This window comes from Pseudomonas sp. FGI182, assembly GCF_000511325.1.
Classification (GTDB): domain Bacteria; phylum Pseudomonadota; class Gammaproteobacteria; order Pseudomonadales; family Pseudomonadaceae; genus Aquipseudomonas; species Aquipseudomonas putida_Z.
Window position 1 is genome coordinate 3,441,533 of record NZ_CP007012.1, and the last position, 15,949, is coordinate 3,457,481.

The following is a 15,949-nucleotide window of genomic DNA, read 5'->3' on the forward strand; positions in this document are numbered from 1 at the left end:
CTCTGCGGGTCGATGCCTGTCCGGCGACAGGCGATGGGCCGATGGTAAAAAGCCCCGCCTGCCGGGCGAATGCATCGTTGGCAGCGGGGCTCTCGTCATTTGGTAGTAGGGCCGCCTGCCGCAGGGTCTGCTGCAGCAAGCGGCGGGTTATCGGCTTAGCGACTGGCGCTTGCCGTTTGCAGCTGCTTGGGCAGCTTGAAGGTCCAGAGCATGCCGCCCTGGTTGAAGTCCTTGACCCGCTTGGCCACTTCGCCGCCCCACAGCGGCACCGCGCCGCCCCAGCCGGAAACCACCGACACGTACTGTTCGCCGTCCATTTCCCAGGTCACTGGCGAGCCGAGCACGCCGGAGCCGGTCTGGAACTCCCAGACCTTGTCGCCGGTCTTGGCATTGAATGCCTGCAGGAAGCCTTCCGGCGTGCCGGTGAACACCAGGTTGCCCTTGGTGGTCAGCACCCCGCCCCACAGCGGCGCGAAGTTCTTGTGGCGCCACACTTCCTTGCCGCTGACCGGGTCGATGGCGCGCAGCACGCCGATGTAGTCTTCGTTGAGCGGCTTGATGGTGAAGCCGGCGCCAAGGAACGCCGCGCCCTTCTTGTAGGCGATGCCTTCGTTCCAGATGTCCATGCCCCACTCGTTGGACGGCACGTAGAACAGCCCGGTGTCCTTGTTGTAGGCCATCGGCATCCAGTTCTTGGCACCGAGGAACGCCGGCGCCACGAACACCGAGCTGCCCTTGGCCTCGCTACCCGGCGCCCCCGGCCGGCTGGCCTCGTTGTAGATCGGCCGGCCGTCCTTGTCCAGGCCGGTGGCCCAGGTGATCTTGTCGACGAAGGGGAAGCCGCGGATGAACTTGCCGTTGGTGCGGTCCAGCACGTAGAAGAAGCCGTTGCGGTCAGCGGTGGCGGCGGCCTTGACCTCCTTGCCGCCGTCCTTGTAGTTGAACGAGATCAGCTCGTTGACGCCGTCGAAGTCCCAGCCGTCATGCGGCGTGCTCTGGAAGTGCCACTTGATGGTGCCATCGTCGGGGTTCAGGGCCAGGCGCGACGAGGAATACAGGTTGTCGCCCGGGCGCAGGTGCGAGTTCCACGGTGCCGGGTTGCCGGTGCCGAACAGGATCAGGTTGGTTTCCGGGTCGTAGTAGCCGCCCAGCCAAGGCGCCGCACCACCGGTCTTCCACAGGTCGCCGGGCCAGGTCTTGCCCGCCTCGCCGCCGGAAATGCCATTCTCGATCGCCTTGCCGTCCTTGTACACGTAGCCCATGTGCCCTTCCACGGTCGGGCGCATCCACAGCAGCTCGCCGTTTTCCGGGTTGTAGGCCTGGATCTTGCCCACCACGCCAAACTCGCCGCCGGCAACGCCGGTGATCAGCTTGCCGTTGACGATCATTGGCGCGGCGCTGATGGAGTAGCCTTCCTTGTGGTCGGCCACCTTCTTGCTCCATACCACCTTGCCAGTGTCCTTGTTCAGCGCCACCAGCTTGGCATCGAGGGTGCCGAAGAACACCAGGTTGCCGTACAGCGCCACGCCGCGGTTGATCACGTCGCAGCACGGGCGGATGTCATCGGGCAGGCGCGCATCGTATTGCCACAGCTTCTTGCCGGTACGGGCGTCCACGGCGAACACCCGCGAGTAGGAGCCGGTCAGGTACATCACCCCGTCCTTGACCAGCGGCTGGGCCTGCTGGCCGCGCTGCTTCTCACCACCGAAGGAAAACGCCCAGACCGGCCGCAGGTCCTTGACGTTGTCGGTATTGAGCAGGTTCAGCGGGCTGTAGCGCTGGCCCTGCACGCCCAGGCCATTGGTCACGATCTGCTGCGGGTTCTTCGGGTCCTGGAGAATTTCTTCATTGCTGACAGCGGCGTGGGCTGCACCGGCAAGCAGCATGGCGCTGAGCACCAGGCTCAAGGCGAACACGGGACGACGTGTGGATCGGGTCATGACGGCTACCTTTGGTTTTTTTGTTGTATCCGGGAAAACTTCCCGGTGTGTCGGGAATTCTTGGTCCCGACCTGCTTGCCAACAATTGCCCGCAGTGCGGAGTTTTCTAGTTCCTTGGTATCAGTGAACTTGCGCGCCCCCCCCCCCTGTGGGAGCGGCCTTGTGTCGCGAAAGGGGCGCGAAGCGGCCCCAGGATTTGTGCCCATGGCTGAAATTGCCGGGGCTGCCTTGCAGCCCTTTCGCGACACAAGGCCGCTCCTACAAGGACCGTGTCAGCCCTTGCTGTCCACGCGCCGCAGCTGCTGGCGTTCGTAGCGGGGGTACAGGTGGCTGACACTGCGAATCAGCTCGTAACGGGTCAGGCTGATACCGGCAAACCGCTCGGGTATCGGGCTGCGGATCATCTCGGCCATGTCATCGCCACGCGCCGCGCCGTCACGCATCACCCCATCCAGCCAACCCAGGTAATCACGCATCTGCGCAAACGGCCGGGCATCGCTGGCCAGCGGGCCGTGACCGGGTACCAGCTGCTTCCAGGGCAGCGCTTGCAAGGTGTCCAGGTCCTTCAGCCACACCTCCAGCCCCGGGCTGTTGGGCGTGGTCAATGCGCGCTCGTGGAACACCAGGTCGCCGGCGAACAGCACGCCGGTGCTTTCATCCAGAATCGCCAGGTCGGCACCGGTATGCCCGCCCAGCGCCAGCAGCCGCAGGCGGTGGCCACCCACCTCGTGAATACCCGGCTCCAGCACCCGGGTCGGCAGCACCACCTCGGTACCGCGCATCCAGTCGCCGACCAGGCGGTACATGTTCTCGGCCATGGCCTCGCCCTGCTGGCGCAACAGCTCGCCGGTACCGGCCAGGGCGCCGATGGGCACATCGGCAAAGGCCTGGTTGCCCAGCACATGGTCGGGGTGATGATGGGTCAGCAGCACTTCGACCACCGGCTTGTCGGTGGTGGCGGCAATGGCCTGGCGCAAGGCTTCGCCGTAGCGTTTCGACGGCCCGCTGTCGATCACCACCACCCCGCTGTCGGTGACGATGAACGCGGTGTTGACGATATTGCCGCCGTTGTCCTTGGCGAAATTGTCGGTGCTGCCCTCCAGCAGCCAGGTGCCCTCGGCGATCTGCCGGGGCTTGAGCCGATAGTCCAGGTCTGCCCAGGCCGGCAGGCCCAGGCACAGCAGCAACAGCAGAATGCAACGCATGACGGGCGCCTCTGGTCAGGGATGGAGTCGGGCAACGCGTTCAGGGCACTGCCGCCTCGAACTGGTTGCCGCTGTTGTCCTGCAACACCAACCGGGTCGGCCCAGGGCCCTGGATGTCGAAGCCCAGGTTGGGGTTTTCGCTGACCGCCGGGTACAGTTCCAGGCTGGCCAGGCGCTGGCCGTCCGCGCCTTGCAGCTCGGCATGGTTGAGGAAGAATTCGGGAATGCCGCTGACCAGGCCGTTGTCCATCGGGTGGGCCACCTGCAGGCGCAAGCGGCTGCTGTCGCCGCGCGGGTAGCGCCCGCCCAGGACTTCACCGAGGTGCTCCTCCCAGCCAGGCTGGGTACGTACCACGCTGGGCGCGGTACAACCGCCGCCAGCGGCATCGATCAGGGCCGAGCCGACGTGCCACAGGCCGTCGCGCGTCAGCACCGCAGCGCGCAGCGGTGTGGCCTGTTCGATGCGGATGCGGATCGACAACCAGGGCAGCACGCGCTCGCCGGGCTGGAAGTCGACAATGCGCGGCAGCGGGTTGAGTTCGGCCCAGGCGAGAATCCGCACCACCTCGCCGCTGAACGCCCGGGCGTCGATCTCCAGCGGCACCTGGCGGGCGTCCTCGGCAAACGGCGGCGCCAGCAGCTTGACCCGGTCATCGAACACGAATGCGGCCTGGCCCAGCAGCTGCTTGTGGTAGAAGTCCCACATCACCGACGGCACCGGGTCCTTGTGGTTACTCGGCTCGCTGGCCTGGGCCTGTGCGGCCAAGGCCATCCAGCAGGCCAGCAGCAAAGTTGCTCGCCAGTTCATCGCCCACTCCTTTTGATCAACGCAAACCTGGCTGACAGTGCACGGTCCTTGTGGGAGCGGGTTCACCCGCGAACACCGGCGAAGCCGGTGCCATATACCGCGTCGCATTCTTCGCGGGTGAACCCGCTCCCACAGGGGGATGTGTTGCTTTTACAAACTCACAAGCCTGCGAAGCTTGTTACTGATACATTTCCGGCACCTGGTAACGCAGGCCGTAACTGGCATAAATCGCCTTCATCCGCCCATCACGAATCAGCGTCTCAAGCGCTTCCTCCAGCGCATAGGCCAACTGCCGGTTGCTTTCATGCACCGCCATGCCGATCTCCCAGGCCTGCTTGCCAAGGTTCGGGTAGGCGTTTTCCGCCAGGGCCAGTTGCGGGTCGACGGCCTGGTGCAGTTGCCAGTCAACCTCGCCGCGCATCGCCATCACCGCGTCCACCTGGCCGGCCTGCATGGCACCGAAGGCCTGCTGCACATTGGGGTAATGATGGGTCCTGGCGCTGAGCATGCCGTTGAACACGGAAGTCAGGTAGAACGACGGCACGCTGTCCACCTCGACCCCGATCGGGTGCTGCTGGAACACCGCGACACTGGCCACCGAGGCCAGGCGGCGGCGATCGTAGGCGACCTGCCAGCGCTCCTCCTGATAGGGGCCGAACATCACCACCTGGGCGTTTTCCAGCTCGCCCACCTCATTGCGCCGCTGCGCGTAGGCATGGTCGTACGGCACCCGCATCATCAGGTCGGCCAGCTGTTGGTGGCGCAGCGGGCTGCCACGCCAGATGTAGTCGCGCAGATCGTCGTCGAGCTTCTCCCCGGGTGGCGCCCAGATCAGCTGCAAGCGCACCCCCAACGCCGTGGCCAGGGCCTGCGCCAGTTCCACATCGACACCGCGCGGCTGGCCGTGGTCCTCGAAGCTGTAGGGCGCAAAGTCCTTGTACACCGCCACCTTCAATTCGCCAGCGGCGATGATCGCGTCGTAGCTGCGCACCTGCGCCTGCGCCGCTGCGCAACACAGCAGCAGGCCGCTCAACAGCACCGCCAACAGACGCATGGCCGTCACTCCTCGACGTGCACGCTGTCCAGGTAGGTGCGAACCGCCCACAGGGCCTCCTGGCTCAGGTAGTCGGCCATTTTCGGCATGTACACCCGGCCGTCGCGGACCGCACCATGGCGTACACGCTCGACGAACCATTCATCCCCGGCCTCGCCGGCATCAAGCATGCGCAAATCCGGGGCGATGCCCCCGGACTTGGCCTCCAGGCCATGGCAGGCGGCGCAGTTCTGGTTGTAGGCCGAGGCACCGATTTCCACGGCCTTGTCGTGCTCGGGAGAGCTGCGGTACGGGTTGACCGCCGCCCAGCCATCGCCGTCCAGGGTTACGCCAGCGTCCTTGATCGGGGTCAGGCCCTGGGTTTCCACGGCCTGGGGCACCACATTGCCATGTGCCCAGGCCGTGCCGGTCAGCACCGCACTGGCAAGCAGCCCGGTAGCCAGCAAGACGTTGCGTTTAGTTGTCATTTTTATGCCCTCACGATTGCACGCAAGGCCTCAACCACAGAGGCCGTGTCGCCATCTTAGAAACAGCCCGCAAGCGGCCGAATGCTGCTTTGGTGGCCGCGCCTTACTCCCTTGGTAGTAGGGCTTGTGGCGAAGGGCCAAATGAGGTGCCCTGCGGGAACTATTCCCGGCAAGGGCGGGACATTTTCCGTATCCGGCGACGCCCGCCCCGTCCCACCCTGTGCAGGCCAAAACCTCCACTGGGAACTGCAACCATGACAACAAGAACGCTACCTGCCCTTTCCCCTCTGGCCCTGAGCGTGCGGGCCTTGCTGCTGGCCGGTAGCCTGGCCCTGAGCAACGCGGCCATAGCCGCCACCGCCCCAGCCGCACCTGCCGGCAAGAACGTGACCTGGGAAGACATCGCCAACGACCACCTGACCACCCAGGACGTGCTGCAGTACGGCATGGGCACCAACGCCCAGCGCTGGAGCCCGCTCGCCCAGGTCAATGACCAGAACGTGTTCAAACTGACCCCGGCCTGGTCCTATTCCTTCGGCGACGAAAAGCAGCGCGGCCAGGAATCCCAGGCCATCGTCAGTGACGGTGTGGTCTACGTCACCGGCTCCTATTCGCGGGTGTTCGCCCTCGATGCGAAAACCGGCAAACGCCTGTGGACCTACAACCACCGCCTGCCGGACAACATTCGCCCCTGCTGCGATGTGGTCAACCGCGGCGCAGCGATCTACGGCGACAAGATCTACTTCGGCACCCTCGACGCGCGGGTCATCGCCCTCGACAAGCGCACCGGCAAAGTGGTGTGGAACAAGAAGTTCGGCGACCACGCCGCCGGCTACACCATGACCGGTGCCCCGGTGCTGATCAAGGACAAGACCAGCGGCAAGGTACTGCTGATCCACGGCAGCTCCGGCGATGAATTCGGCGTGGTCGGCCAACTGTTCGCCCGCGACCCGGACACCGGCGAAGAGGTGTGGATGCGGCCCTTCGTCGAGGGCCACATGGGCCGCCTGAACGGCAAGGACAGCACGCCGACCGGTGACGTCAAGGCACCGTCCTGGCCGGACGACCCCACCACCGAAACCGGCAAGGTCGAAGCCTGGAGCCACGGCGGCGGCGCGCCTTGGCAAAGCGCCAGCTTCGACCCCGAGACCAACACCATCATTGTCGGCGCTGGCAACCCCGGCCCCTGGAACACCTGGGCGCGCACCTCGAAGGACGGCAACCCGCATGACTACGACAGCCTGTATACCTCAGGGCAGGTCGGCGTCGACCCGAGCACCGGTGAGGTGAAGTGGTTCTACCAGCACACGCCCAACGATGCCTGGGATTTCTCCGGCAACAACGAACTGGTGCTGTTCGACTACAAGGGCAAGGACGGCAAGCTGGTCAAGGCCACAGGCCACGCCGACCGCAACGGTTTCTTCTACGTGGTGGACCGCAGCAACGGCAAACTGCAGAACGCCTTCCCCTTCGTCGATAACATCACCTGGGCCAGCCACATCGACCTCAAGACCGGGCGCCCGGTGGAAAACCCTGGGCAGCGCCCGGCCAAACCGCTGCCGGGAGAGACCAAGGGCAAGCCGGTGGAGGTCTCGCCACCCTTCCTTGGCGGCAAGAACTGGAACCCCATGGCCTACAGCCAGGACACCGGCCTGTTCTACATCCCCGGCAACCAGTGGAAGGAGGAGTACTGGACCGAGGAAGTGAACTACAAGAAGGGCTCGGCCTACCTGGGCATGGGCTTTCGCATCAAGCGCATGTATGACGACCACGTCGGCACCCTGCGCGCCATGGACCCGAGCACCGGCAAGCTGGTGTGGGAGCACAAGGAGCAGTTGCCGCTGTGGGCCGGCGTGCTGGCGACCAAGGGCAACCTGGTGTTCACCGGCACCGGCGACGGCTTCTTCAAGGCCTTCGACGCCAAGACGGGCAAGGAGCTGTGGAAGTTCCAGACCGGCAGCGGCATCGTCTCGCCGCCAATCACCTGGGAACAGGACGGCGAGCAGTACATCGGCGTGACCGTGGGCTACGGCGGCGCGGTGCCGCTATGGGGCGGCGACATGGCCGAACTGACCAAGCCGGTGGCCCAGGGCGGTTCGTTCTGGGTGTTCAAGATCCCCAGCTGGGACAACAAGACTGCACAGCGTTGACTGCATGAGTTGACGCATCACTGGGGCTGCGATGCAGCCCCAGGGTGCATACCCGACTTCACATTGAGAGCCTTTCGCCATGAACTACCTGCCACTTGCCTTGCTGATCGTGCTGGCCCCTGCCATGGCCGAGAATGCCGACGACGCTGGCAACGATACCCCCCTGACCATCAACGGCTGCGTGATTGCCGAAGCCAGCCAGTGCCCGGGGGCCGACCTGCGGGGCGCCAACCTGGCCAACCAGGACCTGCGCAAGATGAACCTGGCCGGCGCCGACCTGCGCAATGCCGACCTGCGCCATGCCCGGCTGGACCTGGCCAACCTGGAAAAGGCCAGACTGCAAGGCGCCAACCTGACCCGCGCCAGCCTGCAGCAGAGCAACCTGCGCCTGGCCGACCTGAGCCATGGCCGGCTCGTGGCCATTCAGGGCTGGGGCCTGTTTGCCCAGGGTGCGCAATTTGCCAAGGCCGACCTCAGCGCGGCCTACCTGCAGTTCGCCAGGTTGTCAGGGGCAAAGATGCAGCAGGCCAACCTGCGCGCGGCGGACCTGGAAATGGCCTGGCTGAGCAAGGCTGACCTGCAAGAGGCCGACCTCGGCGATGCCAACCTGCAGGAGGCCAAGTTTGGCCAGAGCAACCTGGCCCGCGCCGACTTGCGCGGGGCGCGGCAGCATTACGGGAATTTTCAGGAGGCCAACATGGAGGGGTGCAAGGGGTGCCCCGAGACCTGGGACAAATGAGCCCGATATCCTGCCTTGCGCAGGCCCCCCCTGTAGGAGCGGCCTTGTGTCGCGATGGGCTGCAAAGCAGCCCCGACGATTGCTGCGTTGACGCTGAAGCGCCTGGGGGCCGCTTTGCGGCCCATCGCGACACAAGGCCGCTCCTACAAGGCTCTGCGCAGAGTCCAGATAGCAGAACACCTCACCCCGCCACCCGCACCACCCCCAGATCAATCCCCAGATGCACCAGCTCGGCATGGGAGCTGACCTGCAACTTGCTCTTGAGCAAGGTCAGGTGGTTGGACACGGTCTTGGCGCTGATGCACAGCTGCTCGGCAATCCCCCGCACCGGTGTGCCCTTGGCCAGCATCATGAAAATCTCCAGCTCACGCTGGGTCATGCGCTGCAGGCGCGGGTCGCTGGCATTGTGCTGTGAGGTGCAGGCCAGCTGGGTGGCCAGGGGCTGTTCGATATAGGCATGCCCGGCCAACACCCGCTGCACCGCCTCGATCAGCACTTCGGGCGCCGAGTTCTTGGTCAGGTAGCCCGAGGCACCGGCATCCAGCGCCTGGCGCACCAGCGGCAGTTCGTCATGCATGCTGAAGAACAGCACCCGCAATTGCGGCAGGCGCTGGCGCAGGCGCCGGGTGGTTTCCAGGCCGCTGATGCCAGGCAGGCCGAAGTCCATGATCACCAGGTTGGGCACCTGCTCCTGAACCCGGGCCAGCGCCTCTTCGCCACTGGCAGCCTCACGCACCTGTACTGTCGGCAGCACTGCCCGCAACAGGCTGGCATAGCCCTGGCGGACCACGGCGTGGTCATCGACCAACACGATATTCATCACACCTCCATGGGAATGTTCAGGTCCAGCGCCCAGCCGGCACCCGGTCGGCTGAGGATGCGCAGTTCACCGCCCAGGCTGCGGGCGCGCTCGGCCATCGAGTGCAGGCCTACCCCGGGGCGCTGGGGCTGGCTGGCACCGCAACCGTTGTCGCGAACCAGCAGGCGCAAGCCCTTGGCGCTGCGTTGCAGGCGCACCCGCACCTGGCTGGCGCCGGCGTGCCGGGCGACGTTGGTCAATGCCTCCTGCAGCAAGCGATACAGATGCGTCCTGCTCGGCCCGGGCAGCGCCGGCAACTGCTCGCCAACCCGCAGGCGGCAATCGATACCCTGGCTGGCCTGCCATTGGCTCACCAGCAGGCCAAAGGCTTCGGCCAGCGGCATGTGCTGCAACGCCAGCGGGTACAGGTCGTGTACCAGGGCGCGGAAACCTTGCTGCAGGCGTTCGCAATCGAGCTCCAGGGTGCGTGTCGTCTGCGCCACCACGGCGGGCTGGTCGGCGACCATGCGCAGCAGGCAGAGCTGGGCCCGAATACCCGCCAGGTATTGCCCGAGGTCGTCGTGCAGCGTCTGCGCCAGCTGGGTGCGCTCCTGCTCCTGCACCGCCAGCAGGGCCTGGGTGAGTTGGGTATTGTCGGCCCGGGCCTGTTGCAGAGACGCGGTCATGCGGTTGAAGTGTTCGGCCAGCTGGCGCGCCTCCGGCAGGCCGGCCTCGCGCAGGCGTGCGGTCAATTGCCCACCCGAGACCTGGCGCAAGGCCTGCAGCAGCTCGTCCAGCAGGCCCATGCCCCGCCGCACCGCCCAGCGGATGGTCAACAAGCTCAGCAACAACGCCAGGCCGCACAGGACCAACAGCTGCTGCAGGGAGTCACGGACTTCGTCGATTTCATCCCGCGCATCCACGGCAATCATTACCCGGCGGCCGTCACCCAGCTCCAGCAGCCGGCTGCTGTCATGGCGCTGGCCAAGCAGCTGGCGGCCCAGCCAGCCATCCAGGCCGGCCTCCTGTGGCAGCTGCGCAGGTTCATCCGCCGCCAGCCAGTGCACCCGCACATGGCGCAGGCTTTGCGTCAGCCGTGGTTGCAGGCTCTGCGGGGCGCGTTCGGCGGTGTCCCCGAGGTACGCCACCACGGCTTGCGCCGATTGCAACTCCCGCTCCACATCAGCCACCGCCTGGCGCAGCAGCACCCCGGCACAGGCCAGCGTCACCAGCGCGAAGCAACAGGTGACCCAGAGGTTGATTCGCCACAGGGCCGACAGGTTGACAAGGCGCATGGGCAATTCTCCTCCAGGGGCTGCGGCTCATCGTAAAACCCGGGCCCTTGTGGTGAATTACTACCTTGGTACCGGCCGAGCGCTACTTTCTGCATATTTCCCCCTCCCGGCGGGCTTCCTATGCTGGCGCCATCTGCCGTGGAGTTGCCTTATGCGCCAGCCTGCCCACCTTGCCCTGACCTGCCTGCTGGCCCTGGCCGCGACGCTTTCTGCGAGCCCGGCGCCCGCTGCGCAGGCGCAGGCCGCGGAACCGTTGCAGGTGCGCATCGGCTACCTCGGCTATCGCCCCGATCCCGGCCCGCTGCTGTCCAATATCCTGCCCGAGCCCACCGATGCCGGGCTGCAGGGCGCCGAACTGGCGATTGTCGACAGCAACAGCAGCGGGCGTTTTCTCAAGCAGGAATTCCACCTGGCCAATGCCAGCGTCGACAGCCCCGAAGCCCTGCTGCAAGCTGCCAAGGCCCAGCATGACCAGGGCCTGCGGCTGTTCGTGGTGAATGCCCCCGCCGCCAGCCTGCGCGCGCTGTCTGCCGCCCTGCCCGACAGCCTGCTGTTCAACGCCGGCAGCCCGGACGACAGCCTGCGCAGCAGCCAGTGCCTGGGCAATGTGCTGCACAGCCTGCCCAGCCGCGCCATGCTGGCCGATGCCTTGGCGCAATTCCTGGTACTGCGCAAATGGCAGCGAGCGCTGTTGATCGTCGGCCAGACCGACGACGACCGCGCCTACGCGGCGGCCCTGCGCCGGTCCATGAAGCGCTTTGGCATGCAGCTGGTCGCGGAGAAAGCCTGGACATTCGACAACGACCAGCGCCGCAGCGCCCAGGCCGACATGCCGCTGTTCACCCAAACCGCCGAGTACGACGTGGTGCTGGTGGCCGACGAGCGCGGCGACTTCGGCGAGTACCTGCCCTACCAGACCTGGTACCCGCGCCCGGTGGCCGGCACCCAGGGCCTGACCCCCACCGGCTGGCACAAGACCGTGGAAACCTTCGGCGCGGCGCAGTTGCAAAAGCGCTTCGAAGCCCAGGCCGGGCGCTGGATGAACGACCGCGACTTCGCCGCCTGGATGGCCGTGCGCAGCATCGCAAGCGCAGTGAGCAAACTGCGCCAGGCCGAGCCCCGCGCCCTGCAGCAACTGCTGCTCAGCGAGCAATTGCCGCTGGACGGTTTCAAGGGCCGCAAGCTCAGCTACCGCCCGTGGAACGGCGAGCTGCGCCAGCCAATCCCGCTGGTGCAGCCGCGGGCCCTGGTCAGCACCTCGCCGCAGGAGGGCTTCCTGCACCCGTTCAACGAAATGGACAGCCTGGGCTACGACAAGCCCGAAGTGACCTGCGGCTACCCCTGACCCGATAACCACAACAAAAAGGATTTCGCCATGCGCCGCTCCCCGTTTCACCGGGCACTGCTTTACCCCAGCCTGCTGTCGGGCGCCCTGGCGCTTGCCGGCGGGCATGCCGTGGCCGCCACCGCCTGGGTGTCGAACGAGAAGGACAACAGCCTCAGCCTGATCGACATGCACACCCTGCAAGTCACCGAGACCCTGCCGGTGGGCCAGCGCCCGCGCGGCCTGCTGCTGTCCCACGACAACACGCTGCTGTACATCTGCGCCAGCGATTCGGACCGAGTGCAAGTGATGGATGTGGCCACCCGCAAGATCATCAAGGAACTGCCCTCCGGCAAGGACCCCGAGCAGTTCGCCCTGCACCCCAACGACCGCTGGTTGTACGTGTCCAACGAGGACGACGCGCTGGTGACGGTAATCGATACCCAGACCGACAAGGTGCTCGGGCAGATCGACGTCGGCATCGAGCCCGAAGGCATGGCAGTGAGCCCGGATGGCAAATGGGCGGTCAACACCAGCGAAACCACCAACATGCTGCACTGGATCGACACCAGCACCCAGACCCTGGCGGACAGCACCCCGGTGGACCAGCGGCCGCGCTTCGTCGAGTTCAGCCAGGACGGCTCGCGGCTGTGGGCCTCGGCAGAAATCGGCGGCACGGTGACCATCCTTGACGTGGCCAGCCGCCAGGTGCTGAAAACCCTGAACTTCCAGATCAAGGGCGTGCACCCGGACAAGGTCCAGCCGGTAGGCATCAAGCTCAGCGCCGATGGCAAGTACGCGTTCGTCGCCCTGGGCCCGGCCAACCATGTGGCGGTGGTCGATGCCAAGACCTACGAAGTACTCGACTACCTGCTGGTGGGCCGGCGGGTCTGGCAATTGGCGTTCACCCCGGACCAGAGCCAGTTGCTGGCCACCAACGGGGTCAGCGGCGACGTTTCGGTGATCGATGCAAAAAACCTCAAGGTGCTCAAGTCGGTGAAGGTCGGCCGCTACCCCTGGGGCGTGGTGGTGACGCCATGAATACCCTCGAAGTCAGTGACGTGAGCTTTGCCTACGGCCAGCGCGAGGCGCTCAGGCAGGTCGGCTTCAGCCTGGCGCCCGGGCGTTTCGCCGCCTTGCTGGGCCCCAACGGCGCCGGCAAGTCGACCTTGATCGCCCTGCTCACCCGGTTGTACGACCTGCAGCATGGCGACATCCGCGTGTGCGGCTGCTCGCTGCGCAACGCCACACGCCCGGCCTTGCGCCAGCTGGGCGTGGTGTTCCAGCAAAGCACCCTGGACCTTGACCTGAGCGTGGAGCAAAACCTGCGCTACCATGCCTCGCTGCACGGCCTGTCGCGGCGCCAGGGCAATGTTCGGGTCGATGCCGAACTGGCCCGCCAGGGCCTCGAAGAGCGGCGTCGTGAGCCGGTCCGGGCACTGAACATCGGCCATCGGCGCCGGGTGGAGATTGCCCGCGCGCTGCTGCATGAGCCGCGTTTGCTGTTGCTCGACGAGGCCAGCGTCGGCCTCGACCCGGCCAGCCGCCTGGCGCTCAACCAGCACCTGCGGCTGCTGTGCCGCGAGCAGCGCCTCAGTGTGCTGTGGACCACCCATCTGCTGGACGAAGTGCAGCCCAGCGATGACCTGCTGATCCTGCATCAAGGGCGCCTGGTGGCCAGCGGCACGGCCGACGCCCTGAGCCTGGAGCACGGCGGTGACCTCGACCATGCCTTTGCCCGCCTGACCAGCACCCCCACAGGAGCCAATGCCCGATGAACGCTTACTGGCAGTGCTTCAACGGCATTCTCCTGCGCGAATGCCTGCGTTTCGTCCTGCAACGCACCCGTTTTCTCAGCGCCCTGGTGCGCCCGCTGCTGTGGCTGCTGGTGTTCGCCGCCGGCTTTCGCGCGGCCCTGGGCATTGCGATCATCGAGCCCTACGACACCTACATCCCCTACGAGGTGTACATCATTCCGGGCCTCGCCTGCATGATCCTGCTGTTCAACGGCATGCAGGGCTCGCTGTCGATGGTCTATGACCGGGAGATGGGCAGCATGCGCGTGTTGCTGACCAGCCCGTTGCCGCGGCCCTTCCTGCTCGGCAGCAAGCTGCTGGCGACCTCGTTGATCTCCCTGCTGCAGGTATACGCCTTCCTTGCCATCGCCTGGTTGTATGGCGTGCAGCCACCGGCTGCGGGCCTGTTGCTGGCGCTGCCAGCGTTGTTGCTGGTGGCGCTGATGCTCAGCGCCCTGGGCCTGTTGCTATCGAATGCGATTCGCCAGCTGGAGAACTTTGCCGGGGTGATGAACTTCGTGATATTCCCGCTGTTCTTCCTGTCCTCGGCGCTGTACCCGTTGTGGAAGATGCGCGAGGCCAGCCAGTGGCTTTACTGGCTGTGTGCAGTGAACCCGTTCACCCATGCCGTGGAGCTGGTGCGCTTTGCCTTGTATGAGCGCTTCAACCCGCTGGCGCTGGCGGTATGCCTGGGGCTGACCGTGCTGTTCACCCTGCTGGCGATCCTCACCTTCAACCCCCAGCATGCGGCGCTGCGTAAGCCGCGCTGATTGGCAGCGATCCATTGCTTAGCGCGAACCCTGTGGGAGCAGGCGCGCCCGCGAACACCGGCGAAGCCGGTGCCATGCACCGCATCGTCTGTTTCGCGGGCACGCCCGCTCCCACAGGGGTTGCATGTGCGTTGCTGCAGGCGCCCGGCTTTCTACTACTTTGGTACTGCCTTTGCTGTCTGATCGTCGCATTCACAATGCACCGCCACTGGCATGTAATGGGCCTATAACAAAAAGGACAAACCCCATGCCACGTGCCCTGCCCCGGCTGCCACGCCCATTGCTGGCGGCGCTTGCCCTGAGCCTGACGCTGGGCATCGCCCACGCCGACACCACGCCGCTATTCTCCGCCGACGGCTACCGCACCACCCTCTACCGCAGCCCGACCCCACAGCAGGTCGAGGGCGGCAAGGTCATCGACACCGCCACCCTGCAAGCCCTGCTGGGGCACACCCCAAGGCCGGTACTGATCGACGTCTACCGCCGCCAATGGCTGCAAGGCCGCTTCATCGAAGATGAACCCCACGCCAACATCCCCGGCAGCCGCTGGCTGGCCAACACCGGCGACGGCGAGCTGAGCCCGGCGTGGCACGATTACTTCGTGCGCAACCTGCAACAAGCCACCGCCGGGCGCACGGAGCAACCGCTGGTCTTTTACTGCCGCTCCGATTGCTGGTTAAGCTGGAACGCGGTAAAACGCGCGAAAGCCCTGGGCTATAAGAATCTGTATTGGTACCGCGACGGCCTGGACGCCTGGCAGCAGGCCAACCTGCCGCTGCAGCCGGCGCAGCCAGAACCCTTCCCCTGAACTCATCGCCTGCAAACGCGTGCCCGCTCCATCCAATAAAAACGAGGTGAAAAGGCCATGTACAAAATTCTGATTGCCGACGATCACCCCCTGTTTCGCGAAGCTATCCACAACGTTATCAGCGATGGCTTCCAGGGCAGCGAAGTCATGGAAACTGCCGACCTGGACAGCGCCCTGGCGCTGACCCACGAGCACGACGACCTCGACCTGATCCTGCTCGACCTGAACATGCCCGGCATGCATGGCCTCAATGGCCTGATCACCCTGCGCAACGAGGCACCGACCACGCCGGTGGTGATCGTCTCGGCCGAGCAGGAAAAGCAGATCGTGCTGCAGGCCATCACTTATGGCGCGGTGGGTTTCATCACCAAGTCCTCGCCCCGCTCACAGATGATCGAGGCGATCGAGCAGATCCTCAATGGCAACGTCTACCTGCCGCCCGACATCATCCGTGCCCAGAAAAGCAGCACCAGCCGGCGCCTTAACGATGCCCCGAGCTTCCCGCCGGAGATGCTCCAGGCCCTGACCCGCAAGCAGCTGCTGGTGCTCGAGCGCATGACCAAGGGCGAGTCGAACAAGCAGATCGCCTACACCCTGGATATCGCCGAGACCACGGTCAAGGCCCATGTTTCGGCGATCCTGCGCAAACTCAACGTGCACAACCGGGTGCAGGCCATCCTCAGTGCCGGTGATATCGATTTCGGTGATTACCTGCGGCGTTGACCTGTTCCGGCCTCTTCGCGGGCTTGCCCGCTCCCACAGGTATTGCGCAACACTGAAACCTGCGGGAATCC

The 15,949-nt window shown here is 65.5% G+C and carries 15 protein-coding genes; 8 read left to right on the top strand and 7 right to left on the bottom strand.

Annotated elements, in window-relative coordinates; all coding sequences use genetic code 11:
- Nucleotides 1-155: 155 nt before the first annotated feature.
- The 5 genes from pedH to pedF form a co-directional block, all read right to left on the bottom strand.
- Nucleotides 156-1,940 (bottom strand): PQQ-dependent alcohol dehydrogenase PedH, encoded by a 1,785-nt coding sequence (gene pedH, locus C163_RS15175; RefSeq protein ID WP_025339553.1) that lies wholly within the window; start codon nucleotides 1,938-1,940, stop codon nucleotides 156-158.
- Between the two features lie 272 nt (nucleotides 1,941-2,212).
- The gene (locus C163_RS15180; RefSeq protein ID WP_025339554.1) at nucleotides 2,213-3,145 is read right to left on the bottom strand and encodes a quinoprotein relay system zinc metallohydrolase 1; all 933 of its coding nucleotides are present in this window, start codon (nucleotides 3,143-3,145) and stop codon (nucleotides 2,213-2,215) included.
- Between the two features lie 40 nt (nucleotides 3,146-3,185).
- Nucleotides 3,186-3,953 carry a quinoprotein dehydrogenase-associated SoxYZ-like carrier gene (locus C163_RS15185; protein ID WP_025339555.1) on the bottom strand — a complete coding sequence of 256 codons (768 nt, stop codon included), beginning with the start codon at nucleotides 3,951-3,953 and terminating at the stop codon, nucleotides 3,186-3,188.
- 178 nt (nucleotides 3,954-4,131) lie between these two features.
- Nucleotides 4,132-5,007 carry an ABC transporter substrate-binding protein gene (locus tag C163_RS15190; RefSeq protein ID WP_025339556.1) on the bottom strand — a complete coding sequence of 292 codons (876 nt, stop codon included), beginning with the start codon at nucleotides 5,005-5,007 and terminating at the stop codon, nucleotides 4,132-4,134.
- Nucleotides 5,008-5,012: 5 nt separating this feature from the next.
- Nucleotides 5,013-5,474, bottom strand: coding sequence for a cytochrome c-550 PedF (gene pedF, locus C163_RS15195; protein ID WP_025339557.1), 462 nt, complete (start codon nucleotides 5,472-5,474; stop codon nucleotides 5,013-5,015).
- Nucleotides 5,475-5,728: 254 nt separating this feature from the next.
- Here pedF and exaA point away from each other — a divergent pair, with 254 nt between their 5' ends.
- Both exaA and C163_RS15205 read left to right on the top strand, forming a co-directional pair.
- Nucleotides 5,729-7,624: a quinoprotein ethanol dehydrogenase gene (gene exaA, locus C163_RS15200; RefSeq protein WP_025339558.1), complete on the top strand. Its 1,896-nt coding sequence runs from the start codon at nucleotides 5,729-5,731 to the stop codon at nucleotides 7,622-7,624.
- Between the two features lie 79 nt (nucleotides 7,625-7,703).
- Nucleotides 7,704-8,363 (top strand): pentapeptide repeat-containing protein, encoded by a 660-nt coding sequence (locus C163_RS15205; protein ID WP_025339559.1) that lies wholly within the window; start codon nucleotides 7,704-7,706, stop codon nucleotides 8,361-8,363.
- A 181-nt stretch (nucleotides 8,364-8,544) separates the two neighbouring features.
- Here C163_RS15205 and C163_RS15210 read toward each other — a convergent pair whose 3' ends face one another.
- Nucleotides 8,545-9,183, bottom strand: coding sequence for a response regulator transcription factor (locus C163_RS15210; protein WP_025339560.1), 639 nt, complete (start codon nucleotides 9,181-9,183; stop codon nucleotides 8,545-8,547).
- Entirely contained in the window at nucleotides 9,183-10,457 is a 1,275-nt protein-coding gene (locus C163_RS15215; RefSeq protein ID WP_025339561.1) for a histidine kinase, read from the bottom strand. Before C163_RS15215 ends, C163_RS15210 begins: the two co-directional genes overlap by 1 nt.
- A gap of 151 nt (nucleotides 10,458-10,608) precedes the next feature.
- On the opposite strand from C163_RS15215, the gene C163_RS15220 reads away from it, so the two are divergent.
- The 6 genes from C163_RS15220 (at nucleotide 10,609) to C163_RS15245 (ending at nucleotide 15,878) form a co-directional block, all read left to right on the top strand.
- Nucleotides 10,609-11,802: an ABC transporter substrate-binding protein gene (locus C163_RS15220; protein ID WP_025339562.1), complete on the top strand. Its 1,194-nt coding sequence runs from the start codon at nucleotides 10,609-10,611 to the stop codon at nucleotides 11,800-11,802.
- 30 nt (nucleotides 11,803-11,832) lie between these two features.
- Entirely contained in the window at nucleotides 11,833-12,822 is a 990-nt protein-coding gene (locus C163_RS15225) for a YVTN family beta-propeller repeat protein (protein WP_025339563.1), read from the top strand.
- Nucleotides 12,819-13,559: an ABC transporter ATP-binding protein gene (locus C163_RS15230; protein ID WP_025339564.1), complete on the top strand. Its 741-nt coding sequence runs from the start codon at nucleotides 12,819-12,821 to the stop codon at nucleotides 13,557-13,559. The genes C163_RS15225 and C163_RS15230 overlap by 4 nt, the downstream gene beginning before the upstream one ends.
- Complete coding sequence (locus C163_RS15235; protein ID WP_013972167.1) at nucleotides 13,556-14,347, top strand: ABC transporter permease; 792 nt, start codon at nucleotides 13,556-13,558, stop codon at nucleotides 14,345-14,347. The genes C163_RS15230 and C163_RS15235 overlap by 4 nt, the downstream gene beginning before the upstream one ends.
- Before the next feature lie 247 nt (nucleotides 14,348-14,594).
- Nucleotides 14,595-15,155 (top strand): PQQ-dependent catabolism-associated CXXCW motif protein, encoded by a 561-nt coding sequence (locus tag C163_RS15240; RefSeq protein WP_025339565.1) that lies wholly within the window; start codon nucleotides 14,595-14,597, stop codon nucleotides 15,153-15,155.
- Between the two features lie 57 nt (nucleotides 15,156-15,212).
- On the top strand, nucleotides 15,213-15,878 hold the full coding sequence (locus C163_RS15245) for a response regulator transcription factor (protein ID WP_013972165.1): 666 nt from the start codon (nucleotides 15,213-15,215) through the stop codon (nucleotides 15,876-15,878).
- Nucleotides 15,879-15,949: the final 71 nt, after the last annotated feature.

Coding starts and splice junctions, on each gene's coding strand:
- C163_RS15185 (WP_025339555.1), bottom strand. CDS start 3,953: ATGAACTGGCGAGCAACTTTGCTGCTGGCCTGCTGGATGGCCTTGGCC.
- C163_RS15230 (WP_025339564.1), top strand. CDS start 12,819: ATGAATACCCTCGAAGTCAGTGACGTGAGCTTTGCCTACGGCCAGCGC.
- C163_RS15215 (WP_025339561.1), bottom strand. CDS start 10,457: ATGCGCCTTGTCAACCTGTCGGCCCTGTGGCGAATCAACCTCTGGGTC.
- C163_RS15245 (WP_013972165.1), top strand. CDS start 15,213: ATGTACAAAATTCTGATTGCCGACGATCACCCCCTGTTTCGCGAAGCT.
- C163_RS15205 (WP_025339559.1), top strand. CDS start 7,704: ATGAACTACCTGCCACTTGCCTTGCTGATCGTGCTGGCCCCTGCCATG.
- C163_RS15190 (WP_025339556.1), bottom strand. CDS start 5,007: ATGCGTCTGTTGGCGGTGCTGTTGAGCGGCCTGCTGCTGTGTTGCGCA.
- pedF (WP_025339557.1), bottom strand. CDS start 5,474: ATGACAACTAAACGCAACGTCTTGCTGGCTACCGGGCTGCTTGCCAGT.
- C163_RS15210 (WP_025339560.1), bottom strand. CDS start 9,183: ATGAATATCGTGTTGGTCGATGACCACGCCGTGGTCCGCCAGGGCTAT.
- C163_RS15180 (WP_025339554.1), bottom strand. CDS start 3,145: ATGCGTTGCATTCTGCTGTTGCTGCTGTGCCTGGGCCTGCCGGCCTGG.
- C163_RS15225 (WP_025339563.1), top strand. CDS start 11,833: ATGCGCCGCTCCCCGTTTCACCGGGCACTGCTTTACCCCAGCCTGCTG.
- exaA (WP_025339558.1), top strand. CDS start 5,729: ATGACAACAAGAACGCTACCTGCCCTTTCCCCTCTGGCCCTGAGCGTG.
- C163_RS15235 (WP_013972167.1), top strand. CDS start 13,556: ATGAACGCTTACTGGCAGTGCTTCAACGGCATTCTCCTGCGCGAATGC.
- C163_RS15220 (WP_025339562.1), top strand. CDS start 10,609: ATGCGCCAGCCTGCCCACCTTGCCCTGACCTGCCTGCTGGCCCTGGCC.
- pedH (WP_025339553.1), bottom strand. CDS start 1,940: ATGACCCGATCCACACGTCGTCCCGTGTTCGCCTTGAGCCTGGTGCTC.
- C163_RS15240 (WP_025339565.1), top strand. CDS start 14,595: ATGCCACGTGCCCTGCCCCGGCTGCCACGCCCATTGCTGGCGGCGCTT.